The sequence below is a fragment of the Verrucomicrobiia bacterium genome (assembly GCA_036405135.1).
Lineage (GTDB): Bacteria > Verrucomicrobiota > Verrucomicrobiia > Limisphaerales > JAEYXS01 > JAEYXS01.
This window is the reverse complement of record DASWYF010000039.1, coordinates 1-16696: the sequence shown is the minus strand read 5'-3', so window position 1 is coordinate 16696 and position 16696 is coordinate 1. Positions and strand designations below refer to the sequence as shown.

Here is a 16696-nt window from a genome sequence, read left to right as displayed (position 1 = left end):
AATATTTTAAGGATAATCCGCTGATTTTTTAAAAGGCCCCAAGAAATGATGCTTGCGCTTGAGGCGTTTGGAGCTTAGTTTTCGCCCCTCTTCGGTGGGCCGGTAGCTCAATGGTAGAGCAGCGGCCTTTTAAGCCGTTGGTTGCGAGTTCGAGTCTCGCCCAGCCCACCACTTTTTCACCCTGTTGATATACGAGGATGGCGTGGGTTTCGTCGATATATCACTTACTTTACGCGGCCTGTTCTAAATTCACGTGAAAGCTTTTGAGCTTGGGCGATCTGTTCTTCAGTCAGTGATTTCTCTATGTCAGAGATTGCATGATTCAATGCAGCCATTCCTACTTGCGGCTCTTTTTCTTCATTTTTTTTAGCGAGCAAAAGCCATTTGTAGGCTTGCACGAAGTCTTTCGGCACTCCTTCGCCAGCGGCATGCATGAGCCCCAGTCGATACTGTGCCGCACCATGGTGCTGGTTCGCTGCTTGTAGATTCCACTTTCCCGCTTCGACTTCATCTTTCTGAACCCCGATGCCGAAGCGATAGGATTTGGCTAGTTGGAACTGGGCTTCGCGGTCACCTTGTTCTGCTGCGAGGCGATACCATTTCACCGATTCGATGTGGTCTTGAGAAACGCCGGCGCCTCGCGAATAACAATCGCCTAATATCACGCGAGCGGTGTGGTATCCTTGTTCTGCCGATTGTTTAAAATAGTGGATGGCTTTGGTGTTGTCTTTAGGGACACCTAACCCCTCTGCGTAAGCGACCCCGAGAAAATATTTGGCTTCTGAGGAATCTTTGGCGAGCGCCTTATTCAGGTATTCCAAGCCAAGACGTTCGTCTTTAGGGACTGAATCTCCCCTGAGATACAAGGAACCAATGAATGCTTCTGCCTGATCGTAGCCTTCTTTGGCAGACTGTTGCAGGAGCTTTAGAGCTTCTTCATCATTTTCAGGCACTCCGCGGCCTGAGCGGTACATAAGCGCCAGCTCATACATGGCACGGGTATGTCCTTGAGCAATGGCTTTGCGGAACCATTTGGCCCCTTCGGCCTCGTCTCTGGCTATCCCGGAACCATAAGTATAAGCCCTGCCGAGGTAGAATTGGCCCTCAATGTTGTTTTGTGTCGCAGCCATGCGATACCACCTGACCGATTCCGCCCAATCTATGGCGACACCTGTTCCAGTCTCATAGCATGCACCAAGGCTCATCTGAGAGTCAGCGAGTCCCTGAACGGCTGACATGCGGAACCATTTCACTGCTTCAGACGTATCGATTTTCGTGCCACCAAGCCCATCGCGACAAGCGACACCCATGTTATATTGTGCATCGGCGCGTCCTTGGTCCGCTGCTTTACGTGCCCACTTGATTCCTTCGATTTCATCGATTGGCACACCGAGCCCGTTCAGTAGAGCTGTGCCCAAGTTTTGCTGGGCCTGTGCGTTGCCTTTCTCTGCGGCCTGCCGGTACCATTTGGCAGCCTCCGCGTCATTCTTGGCTGTGCCCCGCCCAAAACTGTATGCGAGCCCTAATGCCATCATTCCGTCCGGATGACCTTGATCGGCGGACATGCGCAACCATTTGAACGCTTCATCATAATCTTTGACAACACCGCCTCCGAGGGTGTGTAAAACTCCCAGTTCATACTGGGCCAGCGGATTGCCTTGGAGTGCAGCCTTGCGAAACCATATGGCTGCTTCCGCTTCATTCTGGGCAATGCCATCGCCATAGGAATGTTTCATGCCCAATCGCGTTTGGGCCTCGGGATCTCCTTTGACAGCGCGGGCCCGCAACAGCCTGAGCTCAGAATTCCTTTGCGCGACAGCATCGTTTTCCGTTTGCGCATGAGCGCCAGCGAGTGAGCTGCAAAATATCAGGAGGAACAACAACCTCATGCTGTGATTTGAATGAATCTTAATGTGCCTGCCAAGATGTAAAATTTACTTCCTGCAAGAGCATCACTTTTTCAAATCTTTGTAGCTGATCAATTGGATTCCTTTAGTTTTGATGGCTTCTTTTACTTTGGGACTGATCATGGTGTCGGTGACGCCTTGTCGGTCTATCGCTACATCCTCGTAGCCTAGGTGATGGATGGCGCGGACTTCGGGGGGGCTAGGCCGGGGTGATCGACGAAGAGGTAGGTTTTTCCGGGTTCGAGGCTTTCAATCATCTTGATGAAGCTGGTGATTTTCTCTGCCGAAGTTTTCTTGGGGCCGAGGTAGGTGGCGCGTTTTACATCGGCTCCGGCGGTGTCGAACATGAGGCCGTATTCTTTACTAAGGCGTTCGACGAGGGCGCGCACTTTGGGATCAAGCGAGGTGAAGCCCATGTGTGCGGAGACATGGCTGATGCGAGGGATTTTCTTCTTGGCCATCTTGATTTGGGCGCGGACTTCTTGCTCGATGTCTTCGAGCTTCCACGCGTTCTCGGCGATGGAGCGGCCGGGATAGTTTTTGTTCGGATAGACCATAGGGAAGAAGTAACCATCGGGATCGCGGAGGCTGGGGCAATCGGTGAGAGGTCGCCATTTCACATTGTCCCATTCCGCCGTGAGGGCGAGGTGGATGCCGACATCGACATTCGGGTTTTCGGTGAGGAGTTTCACGGCTTCAGGAAACCACGGGGAGGGGACGATGATCTCGACGGAGGTGGCGATGCCTTCCTTATAGGATTTCAAGATGGCTTCGTTGCCAGCGTGAGAGTAGCCCATGTCATCGGCTCGGACGATGAGACGAGGGGGAGCGGGTTGTTGTGCGAGGATGCTGGTGGTGAAAAGCATCATCAGAAGGGAGAGCAGCTTTTTCATAGGGGTCAGTTAGTTCCGCCTTATTACTTCGGCGGCTACGTCAATCATCGGCTGGACGGCGTCGAAAACTTTTCTTCACGGAGTTGCGGGCTTTGTCTGCGAGGATGCGTTGTTTGGCACCACGACTGCGACCGCGCTTCTGGCGGCGGAGTTTCTCTACGCGAGAACGTTCTGCATCAATCCTGCCTTTGCGCTCTGCTTCGATCTTATCGAGCAGGAGTTTTCGGGCGAGGAAGCGATTCATGCCTTGCTGACGGGTATCCTGGCACTTCACTTGAATGCCGGTAGGGCGATGCAAAAGCATGACGCAGGTGGCCACTTTGTTCACGTTCTGCCCGCCATGACCGCCGGAACGGACAAAGGATTCCTCAATGTCCGCCTCGTTGATTCCCAGGGCAGACATGCGTTGATTGAGCTGATCTTCCTTTTCATGGCTCACGGGGAACATGCTCATGTTGTGCAACTTAGAACGAAAATGGAGGGAATGCCATCTTGTTTGTCATCTTTTACAACAGGGGCAGATGTCTGGATTCATTTGGAATTATTCCATATGGCTTGTTGGCCGGTAAAATGCTATCATGCAAAGAGTGAGAATAACCGCAAAGCAGGGTTGCCAAGGCATGACCTTGATCGAGGTCATGATTGTGGCGGGGATATTGGGCTTGTTGGCTGCGATTGCGATTGTCACCGTTTCCAAACCAAGGGAGCGTGCTCAACTGGTGACGTGCTTGGCCAATCTGCGGCAGTTGGAAAACGTGAAGCAGCAATGGGCTGTGGAGCACCAAAAAGAGGGAGGCGACACACCCACCATGGCGGAGTTGCAACCTTATTTCCGATACGCGATCGGCTGTCCAAACAATGGCAATTATGCGATCAACTCGCTGACCAATAAAGCCACGTGCACTGTCGCCGGGCACACGTTGGAGTGATGGTCAGAGATATTTTGCCAGAACGGGTTGCAGTTCTTTCACTGTCTTCTTCGGCCACAGTTTCTTGTCTGTGATGATGGCGTTGTGTAACGCACTGTGGCAGGACCAGTTTGGTTCTTGCGGGATTTGAGCGATGGCCTTGGTGACGATCTCTTTCGCCTTGGACGCATTGCGATGGAGATACTCGATGACCATTTCCAAGGTCACGTGCGCTTCATCCGTCTTCCAGCAATCGTAGTCGGTGACCATCGCCATGGTGGCGTAGGCGATTTCGGCTTCACGAGCGCACTTTGCCTCGCCTAGATTCGTCATGCCGATGACATCGTAGCCGAGGTCGTGATTAGTAAGGGATTCGGCGCGTGTGCTGAAGGCGGGACCTTCCATGTTCACATAGGTGCCGCCATTGTGTGCGCGCGCTTTACAGGATTTCGCGGTCTTGTAAAGGATCTGACGGAGCTCTTCACAGATTGGATCGGCAAAGGCGATGTGGGCGACGATCCCGCGCCCGAAGAAGGTGTGGTTTAATGATTGCTTGGTGCGATCAAGGAATTGATCAATGAGCACGATGTCGCACGGCTTATACTTCGCTTGCAAGGAACCCACGGCACTCACGCTGATGATCCAGTGCACGCCGAGTTTTTTCATCGCCCAGATATTCGCGCGATGATTCAACTCAGCAGGCAAAATGCGATGACCACGAGCATGGCGGGGCAGGAAGACGACTTCGCGACCGGCGAGTGTGCCGGTAAGAAATTCATCTGAAGGATCGCCGAAGGGTGTCTTGACCTTCACCCATTTCTGATTGGTGAAGCCCTCGATGTGATACAGGCCGCTGCCGCCGATGATACCGATGCGATTGGTTGCCATGGTGTGGATCTTGGTTGAAAGGAAATGATTACTCCACCGTCACGCTCTTAGCCAGATTGCGTGGCTTGTCCACATCGCAACCGCGTGCCACGGCGATGTGATAAGAGAGCAGTTGCAGCGGCACAACGGCCAACAAAGGGAAGATCGGCTCCAGCGTGGCGGGAAGATAGATGACATCCTCCACGTTCGTGCTGATGTCCTTGTTGCCTTCCGTGGCGAGCGCAATGATGGGGCCTTTGCGGGCCTTGATCTCCTGGAGATTGCTGTAGGTCTTCTCATAGAGGCCATCGCTCGGAATGATGAACACGGTTGGTGTGCGTTCGTCGATCATCGCGATAGGGCCGTGCTTCATCTCAGCGGCAGGATAGCCTTCCGCGTGAATGTAGGAGATTTCCTTGAGCTTTAAGGCACCTTCAAGCGCGACGGGGAAGGTGTATTGGCGGCCAAGGAAGAAGAAGTCTTCCACGTGCGAATACTTGAGGGCGATCTGCTTGATGCGCTCGTTCTGTGCCAGTAAGGATTCGATCTGCTTGGGCACGGCCTCCAGCGCCTTGATGATCTGCTGGCCGCGACCATGAGAGAGCATGCGCAGACGGCCCATGTAGAGCGCAAGCAAGGTAAGGACTGTGACCTGTGAGGTGAACGCTTTGGTAGAGGCGACACCGATCTCAGGCCCGGCATGCAGGTAGATGCCGCCATCGGCTTCACGAGCGATCGTGCTGCCGACGACATTGCAGATGCTCAGAACTTTGTGACCGCGACGGCGGGCCTCGCGCAAGCATGCCAGAGTGTCTGCGGTTTCGCCGGATTGGGTGATGACGAGGACAAGAGTGTGTTTTTCAATGGGAGCGTTGCGGTAGCGAAACTCGCTGGCGTATTCCACTTCGGTCGGCAAATGGGCAAATTCTTCGAAAAGGTATTCACCCACTAGAGCTGCGTGCCAACTTGTGCCGCAGGCGGAGATGACGACACGGTCCACGCCCCGCAATTCAGCGCTGGTCATGTTCAGGCCGCCGAATTTGGCCATGGCTTCATCGAGATCGATTCGGCCACGCATGGCATTTTCCACGGTGCGGGGCTGTTCAAAGATCTCCTTGAGCATGAAGTGGGCATATTCACCACGCTCCACAGCATCAGCATTGAACTCGATCTGGCTGATTTGGACTTTGGCAGTGTCCGTGCCGAGGTTGATGACTTTAAAGTCGTCCTTATCCAGCGTCACCACATCGTAGTCGTTCAAGTAAACGACCTTTTGAGTGTGAGCGACGATGGCGCTGGAATCACTGGCGAGGAAGTTTTCACCTTCGCCCACGCCGATGATGAGGGGTGATCCGCGCCGAGCCCCGACGATGACGCCGGGTTCATCCTTGCAGATGACGGCGATGCCGTAGGTGCCGATCACTTCACGGAGTGCGTTCGCCACGGCTTGGGCAAGTTTGGAACCAGGTGCGGCATGGCCATTCAGCTTTTCGTAATGTTCGCCAACCAGATGTGCGAGGACTTCAGTATCTGTGGACGAATGAAATATGTGTCCGGCCTTCAGGAAGCGGGCTTTCAGGCGTTCGTAGTTCTCGATGACGCCATTATGGACGAGGGCGATCTTGCCGGATTGATCCAGGTGGGGGTGGGAGTTTTCATCGCAAGGGGCACCATGGGTCGCCCAGCGGGTATGGCCTACACCAGTGTTTCCTTGAACTGGTTGTTGAGTGACGAGGCGTGAGAGGCCCTCATCAATTTTCCCCTTCTTCTTGCGGGTTGCAAGGTCGCCATTCTGACTGACTACAACACCGGCACTGTCATAGCCGCGATACTCCAGACGCCGGAGACCTTCCAGCAGGATGGGGGTGGCTTGTTGCTTGCCGACGTATCCGATGATTCCGCACATGATTTATAAAGCTTTGAACAAATTGAGATAAACGAATCTCGTTGCCCTCAACTGATAGAGCAGGGTATAGAGACGGTCAAACGAACCGCAAGAAAAAGGATTCTATGCCCAATGGAACGGCTGTGCCAACTGGTAAACCTCTGAAAGTCCTGGCCATCATCATGGGTGGCGGGCAAGGGACGCGGCTTTTTCCGCTGACGAAAGAGCGCGCGAAACCCGCCGTGCCGTTGGCGGGGAAGTACCGTCTGGTCGATATCCCCATTTCCAACTGCCTGAACTCAGGCGTGAACAAGATATACTTGCTTACGCAGTTCAACTCAGCCTCCCTGCACCGGCATATCTCGCAGTCCTACAAGTTCGATCATTTTTCCGGTGGCTTCGTGGAATTGCTCGCGGCGGAACAGACTTTTACAGACACTACCTGGTATCAAGGAACGGCTGATGCCGTGCGGAAGAATTTGATGCATTTCCGCAATCATGATTTCGACTACGCCTTGATCTTGAGCGGTGACCAGCTCTATCGCATGGATTTCGCGAAGATCGTGGCCCAGCATCAGGCTACAGGTGCGGAGTTGACCATCGCGACCATACCGGTGGCACGTGGGGATGCCTCCGCATTGGGGATCATGCAGATCAACGAGGAACGCCGGATAACGCGCTTCGTCGAGAAGCCGAAAGATCCCGCTGTGCAGGATACGTTGGTGTTGGAAAAAGATTGGTATCCCGAGCTGGGCATCGAAGGGGATGGCGAACTGTTTCTCGCGTCGATGGGCATCTATGTCTTCAACCGTGATGTGATGCTGAAATTGCTGGAGAATGATCTGACGGATTTCGGCAAGCACATCATCCCGGGTGCCATCAACACGCACAAGGTGTTCTCCTATGTCTTCCAAGGCTATTGGGAGGACATTGGAACTATCCGTTCGTTCTTCAATGCGAACATTGATCTCACGGCAGAGCTGCCGCGCTTCAACTTCTTCGACATGACGGCTCCGATCTTCACGCGTCCGCGCTTCCTGCCGGCGACGAAGATCAATGGTGCCGAAGTAAGCCACTCGATCATTTCGGACGGTTGTATTTTGAACTACGCGAGCATCAGCCACACACTGGTGGGCATCCGAAGTTTGGTGGGAGCGGGTTCACGTATTCATCGCAGTATCCTGCTGGGCTCGGACTATTACGAGTCCATGGAATCCATCCAGCAGAACAGCGAGAAGGGGCGTCCGCCGATCGGTATCGGCAAGAACTGCAAGATCGAGAATGCCATCATCGATAAGAATGCGCGTATCGGTGACAACGTGACGATCACTGCTGATGGCAAAACGGGAGACATCGATCATCCGCTCTATTATGTGCGTGATGGTATCGTCATCATCCCGAAAAATGGCGTGGTGCCGAGCGGGACGGTGATTTAGGCGGACCTGAAAAGTTTATCAGCGACAGCCGCCAGATGAACTTCTGGCGGCTGTTTTGCTTATCGTGCGGGCTTGTTGTTGATCTGGGATTGCTGGACGATCCAATCGCACACTTGGGTCATGATTTTCCTGGAGAAAAGGACGCTGATATGACCGTGAGGAACGCGCCATATCTCCGGCTGCTGCCAAGTTTGCCAGAGTTCCTCAACGGCTTCGGCAGGGGTGAACAGGTCGTGAGTGGATTCAAGGAGAAGTATCTGTTTCGGCGATAGCAGCGGCTTTTGATTAGCGAGATCAAACTGAGTCACGCCGAGTTGGTGTTCTTCAAGTTTTTCCTTAAGGGGCTGGCAAAAGGCAAGTTCACGCAAGGAGCGATCCATGCGATTGATGGGCGTGCCTAGGATGGCGCTGGAGAGAAGTGGTTCATGACAAGCTAGCAACCCCGTCAGCCAGCCACCGAAGGACAATCCAAATACGCTGATGTGAGGACAGCCTTGCGCATGCAGCCAACGGATCAGTGCGCGGCAGTCGGCAATGCTTTGACGGGCGGCAGCCAGGACGGAACCGACGTCATCACAGATGAAATTACGGATGGCTCCCGGTTCATTCGGTTTGCGATTGCCATGATAAGGCAGCAGGACGCTAAGTGCGGTCACACCTTCCGCAGCCAGTCTGCGACCCATCCAAGGAAAGAGCAGCTCATAATTCAATTCCCCGTTCCAACCGTGAAGTAGAAGCACAACAGGGCGCTTCATCCACTCGTTCTCCGAACGATAGATCCTGCCGTGAACAGTATTATTGGCAGGCCAAGGACAAGGCAGCGGCGAGGGAAAGGAGAAATGATGATCGCCGTCAAAATGTATCTCAGCCAATGGTGCGACTTGATCGGAAAAGAAATCGGGAAGAGCCAGCAAGTTGGTGATGCGATTATGCGGCTCAGGCAGATGGATGCCACGTTGCGGACTTCGACAGGCTAACTGGATGGCCAGCCAGTCGAGAGCGTGACAGAAGGAGCGTCGCACACAGGATGCATAACTGCAGATTTGTTTTTCGGCAAATCGCAATCGTAGTTTTTCAGTGGCATCCAATCTGGTTTGGCATAAGCTATGGCTGTGACCCAAAGACAAAAACGAGTGGTGATGATCGCCGTATCCGTCTTTGTGGCGGTGTGGGTGGTGGCGATCACTGGCTTTGTCCTCGCGCGCAATGCGAAGGTGACGGTGGAAAAGATCGTCACTTCCCTTCATGACACCGATCTCAGCAGCCTTTCTCCGGAAGAAAGGTTAAAACGGCTGAAGAAACTTGCCGCCATGTTGAATGCACTTGGTTACGAAGACCGTCGGCGTGCCCGGATGGATGATGAATGGGGGCGGCTTTTCAAGCAGATGACCGATGCGGAGAAGGAGCAATTTTTGGAGGATACATTGCCGACGGGCTTCAAACAGATGATGACGGCGTTTGAAGAAATGCCGGAGGACAAGCGGCAGAAAGCGGTGAGTGAGGCGATCAAGCGGATGAAGAAAGCGCGCGAAGAGCAAGATACGGAGATGGCATCTGCAGGTGATGAAAAGAGCAAAGAAAAAGCCAAACGGCGTGAGCGTGAACCGGAATTGACGCCGGAACTTCAAGCGAAGGTGATGAAGATGGGGTTGAACTCTTTTTACAAAGACAGTTCAGCCCAGACGAAGGCCGAGCTGGCACCTTTCATGGAAGAGTTGCAGAAAACAATGGAGAGCGGCCGGTTGTTCCGGCGTTAAGCATGAGAGCACATCGCACATCCCATAAAGCTTTCACCTTGGTGGAGTTGCTGGTGGTGATCGCGGTGATCGGTATTTTGGTTTCCATGCTTTTGCCGGTGATCTCCAAAGCCAAGGAATCAGCGAAAGCCACTCAGTGTCTGAGCAATCTGAGGCAACTGGGCATCGGCTTGCAGCTCTATGTGGATCAGAACAAGCAACGCATGCCGGTGATGTATGATCGCCCGGTGAGCACGAACACGTTCATGACGAACTTTCCGAGCAGTCCGGATCGGATTCTCTCGAACTTCGTCGGTGCGGCCCAGGTGTGGCGTTGCCCCTCGGATGACAAGCAACTTTTTCAGCAAACCGGCTCGAGCTATGCATGGAATGTGCTCGTGAATGGGCAGGCGGAAGACCGGTTCCGTATTTTTTCGATGAATTTCAAATCGTACCAAGTGCCTTTGTTCTTTGATAAGGAATCGTTTCACCGGGCAAAAGGTGAAGATAAAGCGGTGAACTATCTGTATGCTGACGGGCATTTGAAAAACCTGCTGGCTGTGGAGGGAACCAAGTGATCGAGCTCAAAGGGGTGCGCAAGGTGTTCGGGCAAAGGGCTGCCGTGGAGCGGATCGATCTGACCGTGCCGAAGGGAGAGATATTTGGTTTGCTGGGTCACAATGGGGCGGGCAAGAGCACATGCATCGGCATGATGCTGGGGCAGGTATGGCCGACAGAGGGTGAGGTGCGGGTCTGCGGTCATGATGTGACACAGCATCGTCAGAAGGCTTTGGAAAAAGTGGGTGCCATCTTCGAGACGCCGGTCTTCTACGATTACCTCAGTGGCTGGAGGAATTTGGAGATACTCAGCCATTACACAGCACCTACTCCGCCGGAGCGTTTGCGGGAAGTGATAGAGTGGGTGGGGTTGACGGGACGTGACAAAGCGGCAGTGAGGACCTATTCGCATGGCATGCGGACACGGTTGGCTTTGGCCCAAGCCCTTCTGCCGAATCCGGAACTGCTCATTTTGGATGAGCCGAGTGATGGTCTGGACCCCGAGGGAATCCATGAAATGCGGCAGACGATCTTGCGGCTGCAACGCGAATTGGGCCTAACTATTTTGCTTTCCTCGCATCTGCTCAATGAAGTGGAGCAACTTTGCACGCGTATAGCGGTGATGCAGAAAGGGGTGAAAGTGTTTGAAGGCACCTTGAAGGATGTGCGCGGGGATAAGACTTGGGTGCGACTGAGGACTTCGGAGCCGGAACGCTTGCGAGCACAATTGAAGCATATGCGGATGGTGGTGGATGAAAGGGAGGGAGATCTGTTTGCGCTGGCAGACAAGGTCACGCCGGATCAGTTGGTGGAGTGCGTGGTGGAACGAGGGTTCCGCGTGCAGGAGATGGCACCGCATCAGGCGACGCTGGAGGATTTTTATCTATCACTGGTGAAAGCAGCGGGGAAAAAGAACTGAGGGACATAAGATGCTTTGGCTGCAATTACGCAATGAACTCTGGAAACTGTTCGGGAAGAAGCGGACGTATATTGGCTTCCTGATGTTTCTGCTGACGCAATGCACAGTCGTGCTCATCGCGAAATTTCAAGGTCTCAAAAACATGAGGAGCACCTTGGTTGGAAACGGTTATGCTCCGGAAGAGTTCATCACCAGTCTGACGGTGGCAACTCTCATGCTTATCCCCATAGCGATGATGATGTTACCGCTCTACGTATCTTTGGTGGGGGGAGACATGGTGGCCAAGGAAGCGGAAGATGGAACATTGCGCATGATATTGTCCCGGCCCATCAGCCGCTTGCGTTTGTTGATGGTCAAATGGCTGGCTGGAGTGATCTTCTCCATCTCTTGCGCGATCTGTCTGGGGGCATTTGGAGTTTTGTTTGCACAAATCCTGTTCCCGTGGGGAGGGATGTTCGCGTTTATGCCGGGCTTGTTCAGCGTTTTTTCGCCGAGCGATGGGCTTATCCATTATACATGGGCGGTGTTGATGATGGCGTTAAATGCGACCACGATCATGACCTTGGCATTCATGTTTTCCTGTTTCAACGTGAAACCCGCAGCAGCAACCATACTGGGGCTCTCGTTCATTTTTCTGAACATAATACTGATGAATATCCCGTTTTTTGAAGATATTCAGCATTGGTTTCTCACTTATCATCTTAACCTCTGGCAGCTTATGCTGGCGCAGCCTATCCCCGTGGCGCGAATCTGGGAGTCAGTGAGTATTTTGACAGGGTTCAACCTGACCTTTCTGGTGGTAGGCTGCACGGTGTTTCAATTGCGTGACATCAAATCGTAAGGTGTAAGATTTCAGAAAAAGAAAAACCGGGTTTCAGCATTTCGCCGAAACCCGGTTTTGATTTGAAGAGAATTCCGCTTACACGCGTTCGGGCACCACGTAAGGCGCGCGATACTCGCGGGTCAGCATCTTGTCTGCCTCGGCATTGCCGACGAACTTCTCGGTCTTGGGGTCCATCGTGAGCACGGGACCAACGGTCAAGTTGTCAGCCTTGATGTCCACGCCGTTGGCAGCGAGGTGTTCGGCCATGCGCTCAAAGGTCGGAACGGCATCCGGGCTGCCCTTGATGGTTTCCTTGATCTCGTCCGGCGAGGATTTCTTGCCGAGACGATAAGAGATGTTGCCAGTGTGGCAGAGGGCGCTGGAGAGGTGGCCTTCCCAGATGTCCGCGTGCAGGTCAGATGCCTTGCGGCTCTTCACGCATTGGATGAAGTTATCGTAGTGGTCGGTGGCACCTTTCCATTCCTTGATGGTCTTGCCGTCCTTATCCACCGCCGTGGCACTGGTGTAGTTCGGCACGGTGACGTGGCCGCCTTCACATTCAATGATAACCGCCACACTGCCGCCCTTATATTTGTCCATTTCTTTGGCCCCGGTCTTTTGGGGCAAACCACGGACTTCGAAGATCAAGGGTGTGCCTTCGTAGTCATGATAGACGATCTGTGTATTCGGGGTTTCGGCATCGTCTTTGTAACCAAGACGGCCACCGACGCTGAACACTTTGGGTGAAAGGTGATCGACGCCGAGGAACCAACGGGCGATGTCCATCTGATGGATGCCTTGGTTGCCCAAGTCGCCATTGCCGTAAGCCCAGAACCAGTGCCACTCATAGTGGATGGGGCCGTAGGTCTTGCTGTTACGCATCGGCGGCGTGAGCGGGGCGGGGCCGCACCAGATGTCGTAATTGACGGTTTCAGGAACGGTTTGTGCGCCTTCGGTGTCTCCGATGCTGGCGCGGGGCTTGTAGCACAGACCACGGGCGACCTTCATCTTGCCGAGGTTGCCAGCTTTCACCCAAGCGATCGTTTCCTTGATCGCATGGCTGGAGCGGCTTTGCGTGCCGGTCTGGACGATCTTGTTGTACTTGCGGGCGGCTTCGACGATCTTGCGGCCTTCCCAGACGTTGTGAGAAACGGGCTTCTCCACATACACATCTTTTCCCGCCTGGATGGCCCAGATGGCAGCCAGAGCGTGCCAGTGATTCGGCGTGGCGATGGTGACGACATCGATGTCCTTGCGGTCATACATCTTCCGCATGTCGGTGTAGGTATCCACCGTCAGCGGTTCCTTCATCTTGGCGAAGGCGTCTTTGCCGCTATCCAAAACTTTCTGGTCCACATCGCACAGGGCGACGTATTTCACACCTTCCGGGGCGAGCTTGAGCATGCCGCCGATGTGATCTTTACCACGGCCACGGAAGCCGACAGTAGCAACGCGGATGGAGCTGTTGGCACCCGGGACTTGCGCCCAGGACTTCGCGGTCCACGCGATGGTGGCTCCGGCGAAGAGGGAGGTCTTCAAGAAGTTACGACGTGTTTGGTTCTTCATAGGAGAATGGGGACAGTCTAAATCAACGGCTGGTCAGGCGCAAAGAGGTTTCGCGCAGATAATCGGCGTAATGATCGGCCACGCGGGCCTGCTTTTCATCGCCTTTGTGGAAGTAAAAGCGGTATTTGAAGGTGATGCTTTTGCCTGCGGGGAGTTCGAAGTCGCCCGCCTTGGTGTCGGCAAGCTTCTCGAAATGGCGTTTACCGAAGGGATTGGCGGCGAAGAGGCCATAATCACGAACGTGCCACCAGGTGGGATAACGGAGGTTGTCCGGGTGATCGAAGATGGCGACGCCGATGGTCTCGCCGTTAACGGGGCCGTAGTAATCGCACCAAGGGCCTTTCTTGCCCCAGGCGGAATCATCGCGTGAACCATCGCTTACGACGATGTGGCCTTCACCTGCTTTAGTGCCGGACTTGGCTTTGTTCCATTCGTTCGGGATTTTCAGGCGCATGGATTCGGCCACGCGGATGGCCATAAGACCATCCTTGTCATCGCCGAAATGGAGTTTGCCGCCGGTAGCGAAGAGGGTGATCTCGAAGTCCATGAAGTAGCCCTCGGGCTTGTTCAGGATGGTGATGGTGCGGACATCGCGGCAGACTTCCTTGCCATCCTTATCATCCCAGCGGACTTTTTCGGTGAACTGGCCCGCTTTCTTGCCACTACTGATATCGACGAACTTCTCGTGGACCTGGTAGCCACCGTTCGTGTTGTTATCCCAGAAGGTCATGCCGTTGACCTCGCGATGGCCGAACCAGATGCCTTGATGGTGCGGGTGATCTCGTTCTTCGTTGGGCACTTCCTTCATCGGCCAGTTGCGAACGGTCAGTTTGCCGCTGGGACCGTAGACGGGATAGAAGTAGGGGCGTTTCGCGCCGTCGGCATTGTAGTTGTAAACGCTGAAGAGGGCACCGTTCACTTTGATGCTGAGCGCGGTATCATCCTTAGTAATCTTGACGCCAGTGGTTTTGCGGGGGGTGGAAGCACCTTTATCCGTAGTGGCACAGGCGGTGCAGAGCAGCAAAGAGAACAAAAATGGCAACGTTTTGAACCGGGTCATAGCGATGGAGGTGAATGTTAGTTTTGAGCGATGGGCGGTCAATGCAAAAGGCCTGTGAATCGTGACCGAAATCTCGGGGTTTGACGAAGTGCGGAGGAGGCAAATTCATTGGTTTGCCTAACATTGACTGGCTTGCCATTACCGAGGGGGAGATGGAATGGTAGAGTGACAAAGCTATTGGTCGCATGGAAATGGATCGTTTACAGCGCAGTCTACGGGTGACATTCATCGGCATGATCGTGAACACGGTATTGGCCGCAGGCAAGACGATCGCCGGTGTGGTGGGGCATTCGCATGCCTTGGTTGCGGATGGGGTGGAATCGCTGGCGGATGTATTCAGCTCGGTGATCGTGTGGCGCGGGTTGGTAGTGGCGAAGGAGCCGGCGGACAAGGATCATCCCTACGGTCATGGCAAAGCCGAACCGATCGCGGCTGCTGTGGTGTCCACGATGCTCATCTTTGCCGCCGTCTGGATCGGCATCACGGCGGTCCGGGAGATTCTCACGCCGCATTCCATGCCCGCTCCATTCACCTTGATCGTTTTGCTTGGCGTCGTGTTGGTGAAGGAAACCCTTTTTCGTCATGTGCTAAAGGAATCGGCCACGGTTGAGAGCACGGCTGTGGAGACGGATGCCTGGCATCATCGGAGCGATGCGCTTACTTCCGCTGCCGCCTTCATCGGCATCGCTGTGGCCTTGCTCGGTGGTCCAGGCTACGAAGCGGCTGATGATTGGGCTGCGTTTTTTGCTGCGGGTATCATTGGCTGGAATGGTTCACGACTTTTTCGTAATGCCGCCAATGAATTGATGGATGTCAAAGCGGATCCAGAGATCGAGAGGCAAGTGAGGTCTTTGGGCGGAGCAGTGGAGGGCGTGAAAGATATTGAGAAGTGTCTGATCCGCAAAGCGGGTCCACATCTCTTTGTGGATATTCATGTGCAAGTGGACCCGCAGATGACCGTCTTGAGCGCTCATGATATCGCACATCAGGTGAAAGACAGGATCAAAAGTGCGATGCCACAGGTGGAGGATGTCTTGGTACACATCGAGCCATACGGCCAAAGAATGACGAAGGAATGAGGAAAGAGTTCTAAGTTTTCAGTTTTCAGTTTTCAGATGGGGACCAGTGCGTGCCTCCGGCTTGGTTGGTTTAGGAGGAGGTTGGAAACCGAAGGCGGTGATGAAGTCGTCCATCGGAGCCTTGATGCGGGTGTTCTTGCGTAGGAAAGGATCGAAGTAGGCGAGAGTGGCGGCGCGGAGGCCTAAGGGGTAGGGGGTGCGTTGAGGTGGCAGGTGTTTATGGCCATCGCCAGCGTCGGGGCCGTAGTAATCATCGCCTACGACGGCATGACCCGAATCTAATAGGTGGACACGAATCTGATGTGTGCGACCGGTCACTGGGAAGGCTTCGACGAGGCTCCAGGTGCCATTGGTATCACGGACGCGGAAAGAGGTTTCGCAGTCTTTGCCCTCTTTGTTATCCACACGCATGCGCCCGACCTGTTGCGGATCGGAAGCGAGCTTGGCGGTACAGGTCCATTCGGTTTGCTTGGGAACGCCGTGGACGACGACCAGATAGGTTTTCTCCATCTGACGGGTTTCGAAGAGGTCGCTGTAGGTATCCACGGCGCCGAGGCTTTTCGCGAAAAGGAGGATGCCGCTGGTGTCGCCATCGAGTCGATGGACGTGGCGGAGGAACTTCAGATTACGCGAGCGTGCCCAGAAGTGACCAGCGGAGATGGAGGACGTGACCGCGGCTTGGAGATTTCGCTGCGTGCGTTGCCAGGAGAAGGGGACGAGGAGCCAGCCAGCGGGTTTATCAATGGCCATGACGGAGCGATCCTCATAGAGAATGGGGATGCGCGTGATGTTCCGGCCTTCGCCGAGTTCCATGTGTTGCGGTTTTGCCACGCGAAAAAGATAGAGGGATAGTGCATTCTGAGAAAGCGTAGATTCAGGGGTAATGCTTTTGATGTTCTCACCCTCACGCCGTTGAGGCTGAGCATTACCCACAAGTCTATAAAGGGTGAATGAACAAGACTGAGGACAGGGAGAGCTGTGTTTTTCGGGGGGCGGTTTCATTTGAGAGGCCGGCGGTGAAGGCCAAAGTCAGGGCAAAGCGGCAGCTTTGCCCCACCC

Annotated in this window: 16 protein-coding genes and 1 tRNA gene; 8 read left to right on the top strand and 9 right to left on the bottom strand. The window is 54.1% G+C overall.

Features of this window, described 5'->3' with window-relative positions; genetic code table 11:
• The first annotated feature begins 96 nt into the window (after positions 1–96).
• Positions 97–171: transfer RNA gene (locus VGH19_19010), tRNA-Lys, on the top strand.
• 53 nt (positions 172–224) lie between these two features.
• Here VGH19_19010 and VGH19_19005 read toward each other — a convergent pair.
• The 3 genes from VGH19_19005 to VGH19_18995 form a co-directional block, all read right to left on the bottom strand.
• Positions 225–1889 carry an SEL1-like repeat protein gene (locus VGH19_19005; GenBank protein ID HEY1173465.1) on the bottom strand — a complete coding sequence of 555 codons (1665 nt, stop codon included), beginning with the start codon at positions 1887–1889 and terminating at the stop codon, positions 225–227.
• A 185-nt stretch (positions 1890–2074) separates the two neighbouring features.
• Positions 2075–2800: a polysaccharide deacetylase family protein gene (locus VGH19_19000; GenBank protein HEY1173464.1), complete on the bottom strand. Its 726-nt coding sequence runs from the start codon at positions 2798–2800 to the stop codon at positions 2075–2077.
• Positions 2801–2840: 40 nt separating this feature from the next.
• Positions 2841–3254: a peptide chain release factor-like protein gene (locus tag VGH19_18995; GenBank protein ID HEY1173463.1), complete on the bottom strand. Its 414-nt coding sequence runs from the start codon at positions 3252–3254 to the stop codon at positions 2841–2843.
• A 166-nt stretch (positions 3255–3420) separates the two neighbouring features.
• On the opposite strand from VGH19_18995, the gene VGH19_18990 reads away from it, so the two are divergent.
• On the top strand, positions 3421–3729 hold the full coding sequence (locus tag VGH19_18990) for a prepilin-type cleavage/methylation domain-containing protein (GenBank protein ID HEY1173462.1): 309 nt from the start codon (positions 3421–3423) through the stop codon (positions 3727–3729).
• Between the two features lie 3 nt (positions 3730–3732).
• Here VGH19_18990 and mtnP read toward each other — a convergent pair whose 3' ends face one another.
• Positions 3733–4596, bottom strand: coding sequence for an S-methyl-5'-thioadenosine phosphorylase (gene mtnP, locus VGH19_18985; GenBank protein HEY1173461.1), 864 nt, complete (start codon positions 4594–4596; stop codon positions 3733–3735).
• A 28-nt stretch (positions 4597–4624) separates the two neighbouring features.
• Positions 4625–6481 carry a glutamine--fructose-6-phosphate transaminase (isomerizing) gene (gene glmS, locus VGH19_18980; protein ID HEY1173460.1) on the bottom strand — a complete coding sequence of 619 codons (1857 nt, stop codon included), beginning with the start codon at positions 6479–6481 and terminating at the stop codon, positions 4625–4627.
• A gap of 104 nt (positions 6482–6585) precedes the next feature.
• On the opposite strand from glmS, the gene VGH19_18975 reads away from it, so the two are divergent.
• A complete protein-coding gene (locus VGH19_18975; GenBank protein HEY1173459.1) occupies positions 6586–7896 on the top strand; it encodes a glucose-1-phosphate adenylyltransferase in 1311 nt (436 codons plus the stop codon).
• A gap of 59 nt (positions 7897–7955) precedes the next feature.
• Here VGH19_18975 and VGH19_18970 read toward each other — a convergent pair whose 3' ends face one another.
• Positions 7956–8918: an alpha/beta fold hydrolase gene (locus tag VGH19_18970; protein HEY1173458.1), complete on the bottom strand. Its 963-nt coding sequence runs from the start codon at positions 8916–8918 to the stop codon at positions 7956–7958.
• 84 nt (positions 8919–9002) lie between these two features.
• Here VGH19_18970 and VGH19_18965 point away from each other — a divergent pair, with 84 nt between their 5' ends.
• The 4 genes from VGH19_18965 to VGH19_18950 are packed head-to-tail and all read left to right on the top strand — an operon-like array spanning position 9003 to position 11950.
• The gene (locus VGH19_18965; protein ID HEY1173457.1) at positions 9003–9653 is read left to right on the top strand and encodes a hypothetical protein; all 651 of its coding nucleotides are present in this window, start codon (positions 9003–9005) and stop codon (positions 9651–9653) included.
• 2 nt (positions 9654–9655) lie between these two features.
• Positions 9656–10210, top strand: a complete 555-nt coding sequence (locus VGH19_18960; protein ID HEY1173456.1) for a type II secretion system protein — start codon at positions 9656–9658, stop codon at positions 10208–10210.
• On the top strand, positions 10207–11109 hold the full coding sequence (locus tag VGH19_18955) for an ABC transporter ATP-binding protein (protein ID HEY1173455.1): 903 nt from the start codon (positions 10207–10209) through the stop codon (positions 11107–11109). Before VGH19_18960 ends, VGH19_18955 begins: the two co-directional genes overlap by 4 nt.
• 10 nt (positions 11110–11119) lie before the next feature.
• The gene (locus tag VGH19_18950) at positions 11120–11950 is read left to right on the top strand and encodes an ABC transporter permease subunit (protein ID HEY1173454.1); all 831 of its coding nucleotides are present in this window, start codon (positions 11120–11122) and stop codon (positions 11948–11950) included.
• 78 nt (positions 11951–12028) lie between these two features.
• Here VGH19_18950 and VGH19_18945 read toward each other — a convergent pair whose 3' ends face one another.
• A complete protein-coding gene (locus VGH19_18945) occupies positions 12029–13498 on the bottom strand; it encodes a Gfo/Idh/MocA family oxidoreductase (protein ID HEY1173453.1) in 1470 nt (489 codons plus the stop codon).
• A gap of 22 nt (positions 13499–13520) precedes the next feature.
• Complete coding sequence (locus tag VGH19_18940) at positions 13521–14558, bottom strand: PmoA family protein (protein ID HEY1173452.1); 1038 nt, start codon at positions 14556–14558, stop codon at positions 13521–13523.
• A gap of 185 nt (positions 14559–14743) precedes the next feature.
• Here VGH19_18940 and VGH19_18935 point away from each other — a divergent pair, with 185 nt between their 5' ends.
• Positions 14744–15637 carry a cation diffusion facilitator family transporter gene (locus tag VGH19_18935; GenBank protein HEY1173451.1) on the top strand — a complete coding sequence of 298 codons (894 nt, stop codon included), beginning with the start codon at positions 14744–14746 and terminating at the stop codon, positions 15635–15637.
• 18 nt (positions 15638–15655) lie between these two features.
• On the opposite strand, the gene VGH19_18930 is transcribed toward VGH19_18935, so the two are convergent.
• Positions 15656–16468 (bottom strand): RluA family pseudouridine synthase, encoded by an 813-nt coding sequence (locus VGH19_18930; GenBank protein HEY1173450.1) that lies wholly within the window; start codon positions 16466–16468, stop codon positions 15656–15658.
• Between the last annotated feature and the right edge of the window lie 228 nt (positions 16469–16696).

Bases quoted from the DNA above. Each gene is read 5' to 3' on its own strand.
- VGH19_19005 (HEY1173465.1), bottom strand. From the start codon at position 1,889: ATGAGGTTGTTGTTCCTCCTGATATTTTGCAGCTCACTCGCTGGCGCT.
- VGH19_19000 (HEY1173464.1), bottom strand. From the start codon at position 2,800: ATGAAAAAGCTGCTCTCCCTTCTGATGATGCTTTTCACCACCAGCATC.
- VGH19_18995 (HEY1173463.1), bottom strand. From the start codon at position 3,254: ATGAGCATGTTCCCCGTGAGCCATGAAAAGGAAGATCAGCTCAATCAA.
- VGH19_18990 (HEY1173462.1), top strand. From the start codon at position 3,421: ATGACCTTGATCGAGGTCATGATTGTGGCGGGGATATTGGGCTTGTTG.
- mtnP (HEY1173461.1), bottom strand. From the start codon at position 4,596: ATGGCAACCAATCGCATCGGTATCATCGGCGGCAGCGGCCTGTATCAC.
- glmS (HEY1173460.1), bottom strand. From the start codon at position 6,481: ATGTGCGGAATCATCGGATACGTCGGCAAGCAACAAGCCACCCCCATC.
- VGH19_18975 (HEY1173459.1), top strand. From the start codon at position 6,586: ATGCCCAATGGAACGGCTGTGCCAACTGGTAAACCTCTGAAAGTCCTG.
- VGH19_18965 (HEY1173457.1), top strand. From the start codon at position 9,003: ATGGCTGTGACCCAAAGACAAAAACGAGTGGTGATGATCGCCGTATCC.
- VGH19_18960 (HEY1173456.1), top strand. From the start codon at position 9,656: ATGAGAGCACATCGCACATCCCATAAAGCTTTCACCTTGGTGGAGTTG.
- VGH19_18950 (HEY1173454.1), top strand. From the start codon at position 11,120: ATGCTTTGGCTGCAATTACGCAATGAACTCTGGAAACTGTTCGGGAAG.
- VGH19_18945 (HEY1173453.1), bottom strand. From the start codon at position 13,498: ATGAAGAACCAAACACGTCGTAACTTCTTGAAGACCTCCCTCTTCGCC.
- VGH19_18940 (HEY1173452.1), bottom strand. From the start codon at position 14,558: ATGACCCGGTTCAAAACGTTGCCATTTTTGTTCTCTTTGCTGCTCTGC.
- VGH19_18935 (HEY1173451.1), top strand. From the start codon at position 14,744: ATGGAAATGGATCGTTTACAGCGCAGTCTACGGGTGACATTCATCGGC.